Source organism: Sphingomonas sp., assembly GCF_019746015.1.
GTDB lineage: Bacteria > Pseudomonadota > Alphaproteobacteria > Sphingomonadales > Sphingomonadaceae > Sphingomonas.
Map to the genome: position 1 here is coordinate 14,660 of NZ_JAIESM010000074.1, position 15,718 is coordinate 30,377.

The following is a 15,718-nucleotide window of genomic DNA, read 5'->3' on the forward strand; positions in this document are numbered from 1 at the left end:
GTGGCAAAAAGGGTGTTGGTTGTCGAGGACAACGAACTCAACATGAAACTTTTCTGTGACCTGTTGCGCGCCCACGCCTTCGAGACGCAAGGCGTGCGCGACGGCCGCGAAGCAATGGCCCGCGCGCGCGAGTTCCAGCCGGACCTGATCATCACCGATATCCAGCTGCCGCATATGAGCGGGCATGAGCTGATCGCGCAGCTGAAGGCCGATCTGGTGCTGGGCGCGATTCCCATATTGGCGGTGACCGCCTATGCCAGCCGGGCGGACGAGGAACGCATCCGCGCGGCCGGCGCCAACGCCTATCTGTCGAAACCGATCGCGCTGATGCCCTTCGTCGCGCAGGTGAAGGCGCTGCTTTAGGGCCGGTCAGGTGCCAGCCTAAACACCGTTCGTGTCGAGCGCAGTCGAGACACGCCGATCCGGCGCAGCGTTTGGCACTCCGTCCCTCGACTTTGCTCGGGGCGAACGGGTCTGGTGGCATCATCAGATCCTTGGCGGATCAGTGCGCCGGTGCCTGCCCCGGCAGCGTGCCCAGCGCCTCCACCAGCCGCGCATCGTCGGCGGGATCGATGGGGGCGTGATAGACCTTGCGCATCTTGGCGAGCACGCCGGCCCATTTCTTCGCATCGAGCGGCGGTTGGGCGGTCAAGAACTCCACCGAATGGCAGCCGGTGCAATTCTGCGTGATCAGATCATTGGCAGGACTTTCGGGCAGCGTGACCCGGTCCTGCGGATAGTCGATCGCCTTCGACTTGAGCACCGGCCTCGCCGGCGGCGCGCCCGCTTGTGCGCCACAGGCCAGCAGGGCGGCCAGGATGGCAAGCCGCCTCATGCCGCCGTCACCGATATGGTTTCAATCGTCGACAGCATATAACCACCGGGGTTCCACACCGGCTCGAACCGCTGCACCTGCCCATCCGCAGCGGTGCAACGCACCGACAGATCGTGCACGCCCGGCGGCACCATCAGCTCGGCCTGCCAGCCGCGAAAGCCATAACGCCCCTGGTCCGGCCCCAGCGTCGCCGGCAGCCAGCGGGCACCGCGATCCATGCTCAGCTCCACCGTCTGCACCGCGCTCGCGCCGCCAAAGGCAATGCCGCGCAGCGCAAGCGACCCTGCCGGCACCCGCGCACCGGCACGCAGATTGGTGATGAAGCTGCGCGGCACCATCCGGCTGATCGGCACAGTGGGAAAATCGGCAAGGCCGGGCGCGACACTGCCATAGGGCGCGGTGGGCACCTTGTACGCCGTGCTCATCCAGAAGCCGTCATCGGGCGCAGTCAGCACCTCGATCCGGTCAAGCGCCTTCACCCAATAGGTTGAGTACCAGCCCGGCACCACCAGGCGGAGCGGAAAGCCGTTCAGCATCGGCAGCGCGGTGCCGTTCATCGCAAAGGCGACCATCACCTCGCCATCGCGGGCATGGTCGATGGCGAGCGATTTGACGAAGGCGGGCGCGTCGGACGGCGGCTGGTCGAGCCCGGCAAAGCGCACCGCGACCGCACCGGGCTTTACCCCTGCCAGATCGAGCAGGTGGCGCAGCGGCACGCCCAGCCAGCGCGCATTGCCCATCGCACCATGCCCCCATTGCGCGCCGGCGACGCGCGGGCTGACGAAACCACGCGAATTGCCCGAACACTGGTTGACCGCCGCCAGTTCAACGCGCGGCATCTTGAGCAGTTCGGCAAGGCTCAGCGACAGCGGCCGCGCCACTGCCCCGCCCAGCGTCAGGCGGAAGCTGCGCGTGTTCACCTCCAGCGGAATGTCCTGATAATGCCAGCGGACATAGAATTGGTCATTGGGGGTGAAGATGCCCCGGTCAAACACCTCGAACGGCGTTTCGAGCAGCGGCGCGCGCGTGCGCTGGACGATCATCGGCCCTTTTTCGGGAAAGCCGCTGTCGATCAGCCGCTCGCCATTGGCAAAGCCCAGCGTTGTGCGCGACGCCTGCTGCGCCCAGGCCGGCACCGCCGCGCCGGCGACCAGGCCGCCCAGCACCGCGCGGCGGCTGACCTCAGCCATGCGCGGCCAGCGGCGCGAACCGCGCGACCTGCCGGCCGATCAGCGCCAGCTGATCGAGCACCGCCGGATCATTGGCGCCGCCATCGCCGTCGAACTTGGTCAGCTGGCTATTGATGGCGGCGGCAAAGGGCGTCGGCCAGCCACGCAGCGCGTGGACGATGGAGCGCAGCGCCGCAATCGTGCTGCCGGTCGCCTGCCAGCCATAGGCGGTGGCAATCAGGCCCACCGGCATGTCGGCCAGATAGGGCCGGCCGTCCTGCGCGGTTTCCTCCAGCAGGTCGAGCGCGTTCTTCACCAGCCCGGAAATGCTGCCATGATAGCCCGGGCTCGCGATGATGACGGCGGACGACGCCCGCACCGCCTCGACAAAGGCCTGCTCGTCGCCGGTGCGCTCATGCGCCTTGGGGTTGTAGAGGGGCAGCCGCGCCAGCGCGTCGCCGCCGAACAGGCGGGTCTCAAAGCCTTCGCGCGCGGCGGCCTCCAGCGCGATCATCAGCGCGCGTTCGGTGGACGATACACCGCCGATGGTGCCCCCGATGCCAACGACCAGTGGCCGGGGTTGCAGGTCCGTTGCGTTCAAAACCGGTTCACTCCGTTCGCGCCGGGTGGCGGTGCACGGCGCCGGGTCGAAAAGGAGAATCGCCCGGCCGCACCGATCCCGGGCGTGCTATAGCATAGCGTGGTCGATACGCGGGAGCACGTGGCGCGCCACCAGATCCGCCTCCGCCGCGTGCGGATAGCCGGACAGGATGAATGCCTCGATCCCCATCGACCGGTAATCGTTGAGCTTGGCCACCACCTGGTCGGGATCGCCCACGATCGCCGCGCCGCAGCCGGAGCGGGCACGGCCGATGCCGGTCCACAGATTGGCCTCGGCATAACCGTCCGCATCGGCGCCCTCGCGCAGCGCTGCCTGCGCCGCCACCCCGGCCGATGCCGAATCGAGCGATTTCGCGCGGATCGCCGCGCCTTCGGCCGCATCGAGCTTGCTCAGCAGGCGCTGTGCGTAGAGGCGCGCTTCGTCTTCCGTCTCACGCACGATCATGTGCGCGCGATAGCCGAATTTCAGCGTGCGCCCATATTTGGCGGCGCGCGCCTTCATGTCGGCGATGATCTCGGCCACCGCCTCGCGCTTGTCGGGCCACATCAGATAGACGTCGCAGCCCTTGGCCGCCGCTTCGCGCGCATCTTCGGAGAGCCCCCCGAAATAGAGCTGCGGCGCTTTGCCGGAAAGCGTGCCGATGCGGGGCGGATCGAGCTTCAGCTTCCAGAATTCGCCCTGGTGATCGAGCGGCTCGCCGTTCAGCAGCGTGCGAAGGATGTGCATCGCCTCCACCGTGCGCGCATAGCGCGGGGCGGAGCCGAGCGTTTCACCCGGCATTTCCGACGAGATGATGTTCACCTTCAGCCGGCCGCCCAGCATCCGGTCGATCGTCGCGATCTGGCGCGCCAGCTGCGGTGGCCAGCTTTCGCCCACACGCACCGCCATCAGCAGCGCCAGCCGCTTCAGCATCGGCGCGATCGCGGCGGCAAAGGCAGTCGTGTCGATACCCAGCGCATAGCCCGATGGCAGCAGGATATTGTCAAACCCGCCGGTTTCGGCCTGCAGCACGATGTCGCGGCAATGCTCCCAGCTTGAGCGCAGCATCGGATCGGGCTGGCCCAGAAATTCATAATCGTCGTCGCACAGCGCCGAAAACCAGCTGATCTCGCATTTGGGCAACTCGGTCACGGCAGCCTTTCTCCCCGGGCAGCTACAAGAACATCGTACCAGGACTGGCGCGTCCAGCGGATCGCGAAGGCGTCGGCGATTTCAGCGATGCGGGCGCGGTTCTGCGTGCCGACGATCGGAATCACCCGCGCCGGGTGCGCCATGATCCAGCCATAAGCCGCCGCCGTGCGCGAAACGCCAGCCTCTGCCGCAACCGCATCGAGCGCGTCGGCGACGCGGCGGCTGCGCTCATCCTGCGGATCGCCGAGCCGGCCACCGCCCAGCGGCGACCAGGCAAGCACGGCGATATCCTGCGCCATCGCATGGTCGAGCAGGCCGTTCTCGATCGGCTCCAGATGCAGCGGCGAGAATTCTGGCTGAGTCGATGCGAGCGGCACAGTGAGCAACGCCGCCAGCGCCTGATGCTGGGCGAGCGTATAGTTGGACACGCCCACCGCACGCACCTTGCCGCTGGTCACCATGTCCTCCAGCGTGCGCGCCACTTCCTGCGGGTGAGCCAGGATATCGGGGCGGTGGATCTGGTACAACTCGACATGGTCAGTGCGCAGCCGCCGCAGCGAGGCGTCCAGCGCCTCCATCAGATAGGCGCGGCTGGAATTATAGGGCACCGGCGGGGTGATGCCGCCCTTGGTCGCCAGCACCATCCGGTCGCGCAGCGCCGGCGCGGCGGCGAACACCTGGCCCAGCAGGCTTTCGGCATCGCCAAAGCCGCCCTGCCCGTCAAAACCGTAAATATCGGCCGTGTCGAACAGGGTGACGCCAGCGTCGAACGCCGCCTCGACAAGGGCTTGCGCCTCGGTGGCAGTTGCGTTGCCGAAACGCCACATTCCCCAGGCAATTGGCGAAACGATCAATCCGCTCTTGCCGAGCGGCCTGGAATCGCGTGTAACAGTTAGGTAAGACATCGTTGTCATAACGACTACATAGAGGCGTAAGCGTTGGGAGAGCAAGTCAGATATGGCCTGATCGGCACCGGAATGATGGGTGTCGAACATCTGAACAATCTGGCGATCACGCCGGGCGCCGTCGTGACCGCGATTGCCGACCCCGAAGCGACATCGCTTGGCTGGGCGCGCAGTGCGCTTGGCGCACGGGCGGATGGGGTCGAGGCTTTCGATAGCGCCGCCGCGCTCGCCGCCTCCGGCCGGTGCGACGCCGTCATCGTCGCCAGCCCCAATTTCACCCACCGGGACACGCTGCTCCCCCTGTTCGACGCGGGGCTTCACATCCTGTGCGAAAAGCCGCTCGCAACCACGGTCGAGGATGCGCAGTGGATCGCCGACCGCGCGGGCGAGAGCGATGCCGTGTTCTGGACGGCGATGGAATATCGCTACATGCCGCCGGCGGCCGCCTTCATCAACGCGGTGCATGGCGGCGAGATCGGCACGCTCCGCATGCTGTCGATCCGCGAGCACCGCTTCCCCTTCCTGGTGAAGGTGGGCAACTGGAACCGCTTTTCGCGCAACACCGGCGGCACGATGGTGGAAAAATGCTGCCACTTTTTCGACCTGATGCGGCTGATCACGCAGTCGGAGGCAGTGCGCGTCTATTGCTCGGGCGGCATGGACGTGAACCATCTTGACGAGCGTTATGATGGCGAGCGCCCGGACATCATCGACAACAGCTATACCGTGGTCGATTTCGAAAACGGCGTGCGCGCCATGCTCGACCTGTCGATGTTCGCCGAAGGGGCTGCGAACCAGGAGGAGATCACCGCCGTCGGCGACAAGGCGCGGCTCGACGTGCTGATCCCCGAAGGCGCGCTGGTCCATTCGCCGCGCACCGGCTTTGGCGCCCCCAAGCAGGTGTCGCGCCGGGTGATCGAGGTGGACGAAGCGGCGCTGAAAGCCGGCAGCCATCACGGATCGACCTTTTACGAGCACCAGAAGTTCATTGCCGCGGTGCGCGGCGAAGGTCCGGTCGAAGTAACCGCGACCGACGGACTGATGGCGGTGGCGATCGGCGCGGCGGCAGAGCTTTCCGCGCGCGAACGCCGCGTGGTTTCGATGGCGGAACTGGGCATTGCGCCCAAAGCAAAACTATCATCACCGATGGCACAACTGACCTAGGGCAGGCGCCCGGGATGTTCGATAAGCGAGACAGGGACTTTAGGAGGGTTAGATGAAGAAGCAGATGTTGTTGGCAGGCGTGGCGGGGGCCGTGCTGCTGGTGGCCAGCCCGGCGCTGGCGCGCAAAGCGGCACCGGCGGCGCAGCCCGCTCAGGACGCGCCCAAGGCGCCCGAGGCAACCGAGGACGAAATTCCCGGCGACATCGTCGTGACCGCGCAAAAGCGTAACGAACGCCTTCAGGACGTGCCGATCGCGGTTTCGGTCGTGTCCGGCGCCGCGCTTGATCGTGCTGGTGTCGTCAATATCGAGAATGCGCAATATCTCGTCCCCAGCCTCAACTTCCGCAAGTCGGGCACCACGCTCAACCAGTCGCTGTTCCTGCGCGGCGTCGGCACGTCCACCTTCTCGATCGCGGGCGAACCGTCGATCGCCACGGTCGTCGATGGTGTGGTCTATCAGCGTTCGGGCGAAGCGTTCAGCGACCTGATCGATATCGACCGGCTGGAAGTGCTGCGCGGCCCACAGGGCACGCTGTTCGGCAAGAACACCTCGGCCGGCGCGATCAACATCGTCACCAAGCGGCCGGGCGACACGCTGGCCGGGTTTGCCGAAGCCTCCTATTTCGGCGGCAACGGCAATGAATATCGGGTGCGCGGCGCGATCGACGTGCCGATCAGCGACAAGGTGACCAGCCGCTGGACCGCCTTTTACGGCACCTATGACGGCAACATCTTCAACCAGGCCGTCAACCAGCGCGTCAACGGCTATAACCACTGGGGCATCCGCGGGATGGTGGTGGCGAAGCCCACCAACGACGTGACGCTGACCCTGATCGGCGACTATCGCAAGAGCCGCGACAATTGCTGCGCCGAACTGATCGGCACCGCGCCGGCGGCGACCAACGCGCTGGCAGTGCAACTGGTGACGGGCGGCGCACTGCCCGCGCAGCTGGGCGACCTGACGCGGACGGTGAACCAGAATCTGGTGACCCGCACCAATGAGGAATCCTGGGGCTTCTCGCTGCAGGCCGACATTGCGCTGGGGAGCCACACGCTGACCTCGATCACCGCCTATCGCAACTATGCGAACGAGGAAATCCGCGACGGCGACTGGGTGAACCGCGCCTATGTGGGCACGCCGCAGCTGCATGATCGCGGGCCGCAGACCGGCGACACCTTCACCCAGGAAATCCGCCTCGCCTCGCCCACCGGCCGGCTGATCGACTATGTGGTCGGCGTGTTCTACTCGCACGCCTATTCGCGGCGCGTGTTCCAGCGCGATGTGACCCAGTGCACGCTGACGCCGGCGCCGACCGTGCTGACGCCGTGCGGCGCCCCGGGCACGGTGGTGACGACGCCGACCGGCACCGCGATCTTCGGTTCGACCTTCAAGAACTATGCGTTCTTCGGCCAGGCGACGCTGAACATCACCAAGCAGCTGCGCCTGATCGGCGGCCTGCGCTTCACGCGAGACGAGCTGAGCGTCTCGCACGTCCGCAACACGCCGCTTGCGGGGCCGGGCATCCAGCCCAGCTTCGGGCCGTTCTTCGGCAACACGTCGAACAACGACATTTCGGGCAAGATCGGCATCCAATATGAGATCGTGCCGGAATCGACCGCCTATTTCACCTATTCGCGCGGGTATAAGGGGCCGGCGTTCAACACCTTCTTCAACCTGACCGCGACCGGCACCAATGTGATCGAGCCGGAAACCGCGAACAGCTTCGAGCTGGGCCTGAAGAACTCGCTGTTCGGCGGCAAGCTGATCGTCAACGTGGCCGCCTTCTACGCGCAGTATTTCAACTTCCAGGCGAACAATCCGGACCTGGTGGCAGGCGTGGTGGTTACCCGCTTCACCAATGCGGGCACGGTGTCGACCCGGGGCGTGGAGCTCGACATGATCTATCGCCCGACGGCGGATCTGAGCTTCAACGGCGGCTTTGCCTATACCGCCGCGCGGGTGGATGCGTTCCGCCTGCCGACCGGTGGCAACGTCATCGCGGTGGTGCCGAACGGGACGCAGCTGGCCTATGCGCCGGAAGTTAAGGCGACGCTGGGTGGCAATTATCGCTGGCGGACCCGCGGTTTTGTTGATGTCGAGTTCAACATGCAGGGTTCGTATCAGTCGAGCCAGCTGTCGCAGTTCGACGCCAGTGCGGCGGTGCGCGCGGCGACCACCATCCGGCCCTATGCGCTGGTCGATGCGTCGGTCGCGCTGGTCGATCCGAAGGACCGGTTCCGGCTGAGCTTCCTGGTGAAAAACCTGCTGGATGAAAGCTTTGCCGCCGCCATCACCAGCGGCGGGCCAGGCGGCAGCTTCCGCTACATCATTCCGCGCGAGGCGGATCGCTATTTCGGGATCACGGGTCGCGTGAATTTCTAAATAGACTATTCCGTGGATACTAAGAAAACCCGGCCGGGGCCTCCACCCCGCCGGGTTTTTCTTTTATATCAATGCGCTATCGCCACACCGCGCGCGCCGGGCTCGACCGCCACGATGCGCGGGATGAGCAGATGGATCATCAGCAGCGCGAGCAGGTAAGAGCCCGCGCACACCGCCAGCGCCGGCGCATAACCCCAGCCCATCTTCAGCGCATAGGCCTGAAACTGGATCATCCCGATCGAGCATAAATTGCCGCAAAAAGCCGCTATTCCGATCGTCGAACCGACCGCGCGGGCACGAACTACGTCTGTAGTCACCCCAAAAATATTGGTCGAAAAGCCCTGATGCGCGAACAGCCCCAGGCCCAGGATCAGCGCGGCCAGCCACGGGCTGCCGACCGACTGCACCAGCACCACCGGCAGCACCAGCAGCGCATAGCCCAGCATCACCGTCTTGCGCGCGCGGTTGACGCTCCACCCCGCCGCCATCAGCCGCGAGGGCAGCCAGCCCCCGGTCAGCGCACCCGCCGCCGCCATTGCGTAAACGAGCACCAGCGGCCAGCCGAGCGACCCCTGTTTCATGCCGAACATCCGGTGGAACAGATCGGGCAGCCACAGCAGCATGAAGAACCACACCTGGTCCGACAGCACCTTTGCCACCGCGATCGCCAGCGTGTTGCGGCTTTTGAGTACGGTGAGCCACGGCACCGGCGCCGGATCGACCGCATCGAGCGCGACCGGCTGCACCCGGATGAGGAACCACACCGCCACCCACACCAGCCCCAGCCCGCCGGCAAGCAGGAACGCGGCCTGCCAGCCAAAGGCAACCGCCAGCGGCGGGATGAGCGCGGGCGTCAATATCGCGCCGAAATTGGGTGCGGTGTTGCCGATGCCGAGCGCAATCTGCCGGTCGCGATGGTCGAAATAGGTCGCCGCCGATTTGACCGCCGCCGGCGTGCCCACCGATTCCGCGACGCCCAGCACCACGCGCGAGGCGATGAAGCCGGTCACGCCGCTGGCAAAGGCATGCGCCATGCCGGCAAGGCTCCACACCGCCACCCCCAACGCGAAACCGAGGCGCAGCCCGACCCGGTCGATGAACCAGCCCGTGCCCAGAAAGGCAAAGGCGGTCGCCACCTGGAACGCGGTGCCCATATTGGCATAATCCTGGTCGGACCAGTGAAACTCCGCCTCCAGCGTGGGTTTCAGGAGCGCCAATATCTGCCGGTCGACATAATTCAGCGTGATGGCGAAGAACACCATCGCCACAATCACCCAGCGCGCGCCGTTGCCGTTCATCCCGCTCCCCGATCCGATATTTTCCGATAACGTTGTCATAATCGCCGGGGCTCGGCTAGAGCTTTTGGCGGAAGCGACTTTCAGGCGCTATGGGGCATTGATGCAAGCAAATCCGCCGACACCCGCCACAACCCGGCCCTTGCCGATGGCCGCAGATCTTTATGGCGACATCGAACCCGCGCCCAAGGCGACATGGCGCGGCTATCTGCCAGGGCTGGCGGTGGCGGCGGCGGGCACGCTGTCGGCCGGCTTCATTGCGGACCATTATCATGCGCCGCTCACGCTGATGGCGCTGCTGATCGGCCTGGCGCTCAATTTCCTGTCGGCGGATGCGCGGCTGGGCGCGGGCCTCGCGCTCGCCTCGCGCGAATTGCTGCGCTGGGGCATCGTGCTGATCGGGGTGCGGGTGACATTCACCCAGATCGCCGCGCTTGGCCCGGTGGCGCTGCTGTGCATCGTGGTAACGGTGGCGCTCACCATCGGCGCGGGCGTGCTCGCCGCGCGGCGGCTGGGCTATAGCGATGCCTTTGGCGTGCTGGCCGGCGGCGCGGTGGCGATCTGCGGCGCCTCGGCCGCGCTCGCGCTGGCGGCGACGCTGGGCGAACGGCGGATCAATCAGGGGCAATTGACGCTGGTGCTGGTCGGCATTTCGGCGATGAGCGCGATGGCGCTGCTGCTCTATCCCAGCATCGCGCATCTGCTGATGCTGAGCGATGTGAAGGCGGGCTATATGCTGGGCGCGTCGATCCACGACGTGGCGCAGACGCTGGGCGCGGGCTATGCCTATTCGACCGCCGCCGGTGAAAATGCCGCGATCGTGAAGCTCACCCGCGTCGCGCTGCTGGCGCCGGTGCTGGCGGTGGTCGCCTTCTTCTTCAAGCAGGACGGGCCGGCCAAGGCGACGGGCGGCGTGCCGTGGTTCGTGATCGGCTTTTTCGCGCTGGCCGGGGTCAACTCGCTGATCACCATTCCGCCGCTGGTGACCAAAAGCGCGGAGACGCTGGCCACCGCGATGCTGGCCATGGCCGTCACCGCCACCGCCATCCGATCGCCCATGCGCCAGCTGATGGAAGGCGGGCCAAAGCCGCTATACGTCATCGCCACCGCAACGCTCGCCGCGCTGCTGCTGGCGATGGCGGCGGCGATCGTGGTGATCGGTTAGGGCGAACAGCCCCGCGCGACCGGCGACCGCATGGGTCGTCACCCCGGACCCGATCCGGGGTGACGCTGCCGTTGCAGTGGCGGAAGAAGCGGGACCCCGGGTCAAGCCCGGGGTGACGGGAAATTTTGGGATGGTGTCCAGACGGGGCGGCCCCCTCCTCCCCTTCAGGGGAGGAGGTCGGGAGGTGGGGCCTTGATGCCGGGCACGGCGCTTTTTTTGGGAGAGGCCCCACCCCAACCCCTCCCCTGAAGGGGAGGGGCTTGGTTGGGCGCCACCCGGCCGCGTCCCCGCTCACTCAACCCCGTTCGTCCCGAGCGCAGTCGAGGGACGCGATGGCGAGCGCTGCGCCAGGGCCGCGTGTCTCGACTGCGCTCGACACGAACGGAGGTTACGGCCGCCGCAGCACCGCCCCCTAAAAACTCACCCCCGGGGCGCCGCCGTCGACTGGCGCACGACGAGCATATGGGCGATGGTGCGCCGTTCGCTGCTCGCCGGATCGCCGCTCAGCAGCAGGTCGGCCGCGTTCGACGCCATTTCGCGCACCGGCTGGCGGATGGTGGTGAGCGCGGGCCAGACGACGCTGGCCAGCGCGGTATCGTCAAAGCCCGCGATCGACACGTCATCGGGCACGCGCAGGCCTCGGCGGTGCGCGGTGGCGAGCGCGCCGGCGGCCATGTCGTCGCTCGACGCGAAGATCGCGGTCGGCGGCTCGGCGAGCGACAGCAGCGCGTCAGCCTCCGCCGCGCCCGACTGGAAATCATAGGTGCCGGTGCGCAGCAGCGCGGCGTCCACCGCGATCCCCGCCTCGGCCAGCGCGGCGGCAAAGCCGGCCAGCCGCTGGCCGCTCGCCGCATAGCTGGGATGGCCGGCGATGAAGCCGATGCGGCGATGGCCAAGCCCGATCAGGTGGCGCGCCATTTCGGCGGCGGCCGCGTGATTGTCGATATGCACCGACGGGCTCAGCATCGGCTCGGTGCTGGGCGAGACGCGCACGAAGCGCATGCCCCGTTCGGCCAGCCGGGCCAGCACCGCCGGATAATCGGTGACCGGCGGCGTCAGGATCAGGCCGTCGAGCGGCATGGTGTCGATCAGCGCGCCGATGTCGCGCTCCAGCTGCGGGGACTCGCGGTCATAGGGTTGCGCGAGCATGCGCACCCCGTCGCGCTCGCACCGCTCGCGGATGCCCACCTGCATTTCATAAACGTAATAAGGCGACGGATTGTCGCAGATCAGCGCCACCTGATAGGAGCGGCTGCCCGCCAGCGTGCGCGCCGCCATGCTGGGGCGGAAGTTCAACCGCTCGACGACCGCCAGCACTTTCTCGCGGGTCGCCGCGCCCACATAGCGCTCGTTATTGAGCACCCGCGACACGGTCTTGATCGAAACCCCGGCCTCGCGGGAGACATCCTTGATCGTGGCGCGCAAGCGGTTGGCCCCATTATTTTTATGTTGTGTCAATTGATTGCACAATTTTGCCGGGGGCGTCCAGCCCCGGCGCATGGGCCAACTGTGTTAGTGAAATAAATCAGTTGCCCACCCCACCCCATCGCCGATAGACTGTCGGGCCATGCGCTTCAGCCTGTTCCCCCGCCGGGACGACCCCGATGAACCGGCCTGGCAGGCGCCGGCGGACGACGCGCATGACGACGCGCCCGATTTCACCGAGGATGCGGACGACCTGGCCGAGGGCGGCGAGCCCCCTGCCCCGCCGCCCCCGCGCCACCGGCTGCGCTGGGCATCGCGGATTGCGGGCGCGCTGCTGCTGCTGTTCTTCCTCGTGGTCGGCTGGCTCGCGGTCACCGCGCCGCTCTCCAAATCGCTGGAACCGCTCACCCCGCCCAGCATCACCCTGCTGGCGAGCGACGGCACCGCCATCGCCCGGCGCGGCGCGACCATCGGCAAGGCGGTGGACGCCGCCACCCTGCCCGCGCATGTGACCGGCGCCTTCATCGCCATCGAGGACCGCCGCTTCCGCCGGCACTGGGGTGTCGACCCCTGGGGGATTGCGCGGGCGATGGCGCACAATGTCGTCGCCGGCCGCTTCCGCGAGGGCGGCAGCACCATCACCCAGCAGCTGGCGAAGAACGCCTTTCTCGATTCAGACCGCACCGCCGGGCGCAAGCTGCGCGAGCTGCTGATCGCCTTCTGGCTGGAGGCGTGGCTGTCGAAGGACGAGATTTTGTCACGCTATCTGTCGAATGTTTATTTCGGCGACAATGTCTATGGCCTGTCGGCGGCGGCGAAACATTATTTCAGCACCACGCCCGAGCGGCTGACCCCGGCGCAGGCGGCGATGCTGGCCGGGCTGGTGAAGGCGCCGTCGCGGCTGGCGCCGACCGGCAATCTGGCCGGCGCGCGCGCGCGGCAGAAGCTGGTCATCGCCGCGATGGCCGAGACCGGCGTGCTGAGCCGGGCGGAGGCCGAGGCGGCCCGCCCGGCGCGCCTGAAACCCGCGCGCGAGGCGCAGCTGCCCGACGGCTCTTATTTCGCTGACTGGGTACTGCCCGCCGCGCGCGACCAGGCGGGTGCGATCACCACCGAGACGCGGGTGATGACGACGCTCGATGCCCGGCTCCAGCGCGCGGCCGAACGCGCGGTGCGCCGGGCGGGCCTGAAAAAGGCGCAGGTGGCGATCGTCGCGATGCGCCCCGATGGCCGGGTGGTGGCGATGGTGGGCGGCAAGAGCTACGCCGCCAGCCCCTTCAACCGCGCAACGCAGGCGCGGCGCCAACCCGGCTCCGCCTTCAAGCTGTTCGTCTATCTCGCCGCGTTGCGCAGCGGGATGACGCCCGACACGATGGTGGACGACAGCCCCGTCACGCTCGGCAGCTGGACGCCGCGCAACAATGACGGGCGCTACCGGGGCGAAATCCCCCTGCGCGAGGCCTTTGCCCGATCAAGCAATGTCGCCGCCGCCCGGCTGACCGCGAAGCTGGGCGTGCGCGCCGTCATCCGCACCGCGCGGGATCTCGGCATTTCCACCCCCCTGCCCGAGGAAGCGACGATCGCGCTGGGCAGCGCCAACACCTCGCTGCTGGAGCTGACGGCCGCCTATGCCGCGGTTGCCGCCGGCGCCTATCCGGTGCGGCCGCACGGCATCGAGGATCAGCGCGAGGCCAGCTGGCTCGACATTCTGGGCAACCGCTCCAACAGCCTGGGCGAGCGGGTGACGGCCGACATGCGCGATCTGCTGGGCGCGGCGATCAACGCCGGCACCGGCCACCAGGCCGCGCTGGAGATCGAGGCGTTCGGCAAGACCGGCACCAGCCAGGATGCGCGCGACGCGCTGTTCATCGGCTTTGCGCGCGATCTGGTGGTGGGCGTGTGGGTGGGCAATGATGACAACACGCCCAATCCCGGCCTGTCGGGCGGCGGGGTGCCGGCGCGCATCTGGCGCGATTTCATGGGCCAGGCGCTGGGCGTGCGCAGCGCCGCCCAGGCCGACGTGCCCGAGCCCGACCCCGAACTCATCCTCCCCGGGCTGGACGAGATCGGCAATGTGACGCTGCCGGTCGAAGGCGAGCTGAACGGGCTGGGCATGAACCTGAAAATCGGCCGCGACGGCTCGATTTCCGTAACCCCGGATGCCGAACGCACCCCGCCACCAAAGGCGCCCCCGCCGGAGCCGAGGCGGGAGGCACCGCCGCCGGGATAGGGGGTGGGGGAATTGGGTCAAACGACTCGCCCGATCCCTACGCGCGGCCGGACCATGACCATTTGATCAAAACATCGCTAGGAACACGAAAGAGCAGGACAAGCTCGGTCGTTTGTTTTATTCCTTTGGCATGTTTCGACAGAAGACCGCCATCATCGTTGGTGCAGGAGCAAGTTGCGAGCTCGGACTTCCCTCCGGCGACCAACTGAAAAGAGATATTGTCCGCCTATTGAAGCCCACAGATGACAACGTCTATGGCTTTATTGACAAGACGATGATTGCCTATATGCACCAGATGGGCTATCCCAATTCTTTTGAATTTGGTGAACGCATGAAGGACGTTAAGGAGGCGGCCGATCGAATAAGGAAAGGATTGCCTTTAGCTCTTTCAATCGATAACTTTTTACACAGTCACCACGGCGACTCCGAAGTTGAGAAACTTGGCAAACTCGCCATTGCCATAAGCATCATACACGCCGAAGAACGATCTTACCTTTTTCACAGGGCAACCGCTCTAGAAAGAGCAAATCCCAATTATAAGCCATCAATTCAAATATACAACGAAAAATTATTAGAGAGCTGGTACCCATTATTTGCTAAGCTAGCAATGTCTGAAGTACATCGACAAAATATAAGCAAAGTTTTTGATAATCTACGTTTTGTTATATTCAATTATGACCGATGCTTTGAGCAATATATATGGATTGCTTTACAAAGTTACTTTGGGGTTAGCGGCGAAGAAGCATCAGACGTTCTGTCTGGTGTCAGCTTCATACATCCATATGGCACTCTTGGACCTCTGCCATGGCAGAGTAAGGATGAAAGTGTAGCTTTTGGTGAATTCAATGTGAACCAGCTTTCGGGCATGGCTTCGCGGATTCGTACCTTCACCGAAAGTGTTCAAAGTGACATTGGCAGCTCTGTAAAGGACGCCGTCGAATGGGCTGACACGATCGTTATTCTTGGGTTTGGCTATCTCGACCAGAACATCCAGCTTCTTTCTCCCGGCTCAACGGCCTGCAGCAACAGAGTGTTCAGCACGGCCCTCAATGTATCCGGACCAGACCAACTTGTAATGAAAGAAGCCATGATGAAGCTGGCCGGTGTAAATGAGAATAATGCCATGATCGAGCCGGGTTCCTGCCGCAATCGTTTCAATAACTACTGGTTGCATCTTAGCTTGCGCTGATACTGGTATAAGCCGCCCACCCACCCCCCCGGTTGACCTCCCCGCCGGCCCCGGCCAAGAGCGCGCTCATGCGCTTCTTTTCAGACAATGCCGCCCCCGCCTGCCCCGAGGTTCTCGCCGCGCTGGGTGAGGCGAACACGCTCGACACCGCTTATGATGGCGACCAGTGGAGCCGGCAGCTGGATGCCGCCGCCAGCGCGCTGTT

At 65.7% G+C, this 15,718-nt stretch carries 13 protein-coding genes and 1 pseudogene; 7 read left to right on the forward strand and 7 right to left on the reverse strand.

What is annotated here, in order from left to right; translation table 11 throughout:
* On the forward strand, positions 1-363 hold the full coding sequence (locus K2Y03_RS10735; protein WP_294090676.1) for a response regulator: 363 nt from the start codon (positions 1-3) through the stop codon (positions 361-363).
* A 139-nt stretch (positions 364-502) separates the two neighbouring features.
* On the opposite strand, the gene K2Y03_RS10740 is transcribed toward K2Y03_RS10735, so the two are convergent.
* From K2Y03_RS10740 to K2Y03_RS10760, 5 genes are all read right to left on the reverse strand, one after another.
* Complete coding sequence (locus K2Y03_RS10740) at positions 503-835, reverse strand: cytochrome C nitrite reductase (protein ID WP_294090659.1); 333 nt, start codon at positions 833-835, stop codon at positions 503-505.
* Positions 832-2,025: a molybdopterin-dependent oxidoreductase gene (locus tag K2Y03_RS10745; RefSeq protein ID WP_294090660.1), complete on the reverse strand. Its 1,194-nt coding sequence runs from the start codon at positions 2,023-2,025 to the stop codon at positions 832-834. The genes K2Y03_RS10740 and K2Y03_RS10745 overlap by 4 nt, the downstream gene beginning before the upstream one ends.
* Positions 2,018-2,605, reverse strand: coding sequence for an NADPH-dependent FMN reductase (locus K2Y03_RS10750; RefSeq protein WP_294090661.1), 588 nt, complete (start codon positions 2,603-2,605; stop codon positions 2,018-2,020). The genes K2Y03_RS10745 and K2Y03_RS10750 overlap by 8 nt, the downstream gene beginning before the upstream one ends.
* 87 nt (positions 2,606-2,692) lie before the next feature.
* Positions 2,693-3,757, reverse strand: coding sequence for an LLM class flavin-dependent oxidoreductase (locus K2Y03_RS10755; RefSeq protein ID WP_294090662.1), 1,065 nt, complete (start codon positions 3,755-3,757; stop codon positions 2,693-2,695).
* The gene (locus K2Y03_RS10760; protein WP_294090678.1) at positions 3,754-4,662 is read right to left on the reverse strand and encodes an aldo/keto reductase; all 909 of its coding nucleotides are present in this window, start codon (positions 4,660-4,662) and stop codon (positions 3,754-3,756) included. The genes K2Y03_RS10755 and K2Y03_RS10760 overlap by 4 nt, the downstream gene beginning before the upstream one ends.
* 33 nt (positions 4,663-4,695) lie before the next feature.
* Here K2Y03_RS10760 and K2Y03_RS10765 point away from each other — a divergent pair, with 33 nt between their 5' ends.
* Complete coding sequence (locus tag K2Y03_RS10765) at positions 4,696-5,826, forward strand: Gfo/Idh/MocA family oxidoreductase (protein ID WP_294090663.1); 1,131 nt, start codon at positions 4,696-4,698, stop codon at positions 5,824-5,826.
* A gap of 52 nt (positions 5,827-5,878) precedes the next feature.
* Positions 5,879-8,209: a TonB-dependent receptor gene (locus K2Y03_RS10770; RefSeq protein WP_294090665.1), complete on the forward strand. Its 2,331-nt coding sequence runs from the start codon at positions 5,879-5,881 to the stop codon at positions 8,207-8,209.
* Positions 8,210-8,277: 68 nt separating this feature from the next.
* Here K2Y03_RS10770 and K2Y03_RS10775 read toward each other — a convergent pair whose 3' ends face one another.
* Positions 8,278-9,507 (reverse strand): MFS transporter, encoded by a 1,230-nt coding sequence (locus tag K2Y03_RS10775; protein WP_294090666.1) that lies wholly within the window; start codon positions 9,505-9,507, stop codon positions 8,278-8,280.
* Positions 9,508-9,652: 145 nt separating this feature from the next.
* Here K2Y03_RS10775 and K2Y03_RS10780 point away from each other — a divergent pair, with 145 nt between their 5' ends.
* A complete protein-coding gene (locus tag K2Y03_RS10780; RefSeq protein WP_294090668.1) occupies positions 9,653-10,669 on the forward strand; it encodes a putative sulfate exporter family transporter in 1,017 nt (338 codons plus the stop codon).
* 420 nt (positions 10,670-11,089) lie between these two features.
* Here the strand turns inward: K2Y03_RS10780 and K2Y03_RS10785 are convergent, their stop codons facing one another.
* Complete coding sequence (locus K2Y03_RS10785; RefSeq protein WP_294090670.1) at positions 11,090-12,094, reverse strand: LacI family DNA-binding transcriptional regulator; 1,005 nt, start codon at positions 12,092-12,094, stop codon at positions 11,090-11,092.
* A gap of 142 nt (positions 12,095-12,236) precedes the next feature.
* On the opposite strand from K2Y03_RS10785, the gene K2Y03_RS10790 reads away from it, so the two are divergent.
* The 3 genes and pseudogenes from K2Y03_RS10790 to K2Y03_RS10800 all read left to right on the forward strand — a co-directional run.
* A complete protein-coding gene (locus tag K2Y03_RS10790; RefSeq protein ID WP_294090672.1) occupies positions 12,237-14,324 on the forward strand; it encodes a transglycosylase domain-containing protein in 2,088 nt (695 codons plus the stop codon).
* A gap of 130 nt (positions 14,325-14,454) precedes the next feature.
* Positions 14,455-15,513, forward strand: a complete 1,059-nt coding sequence (locus tag K2Y03_RS10795; protein ID WP_294090674.1) for a hypothetical protein — start codon at positions 14,455-14,457, stop codon at positions 15,511-15,513.
* A gap of 68 nt (positions 15,514-15,581) precedes the next feature.
* A pseudogene (locus tag K2Y03_RS10800) lies at positions 15,582-15,718 on the forward strand (low specificity L-threonine aldolase); the annotation flags it as partial.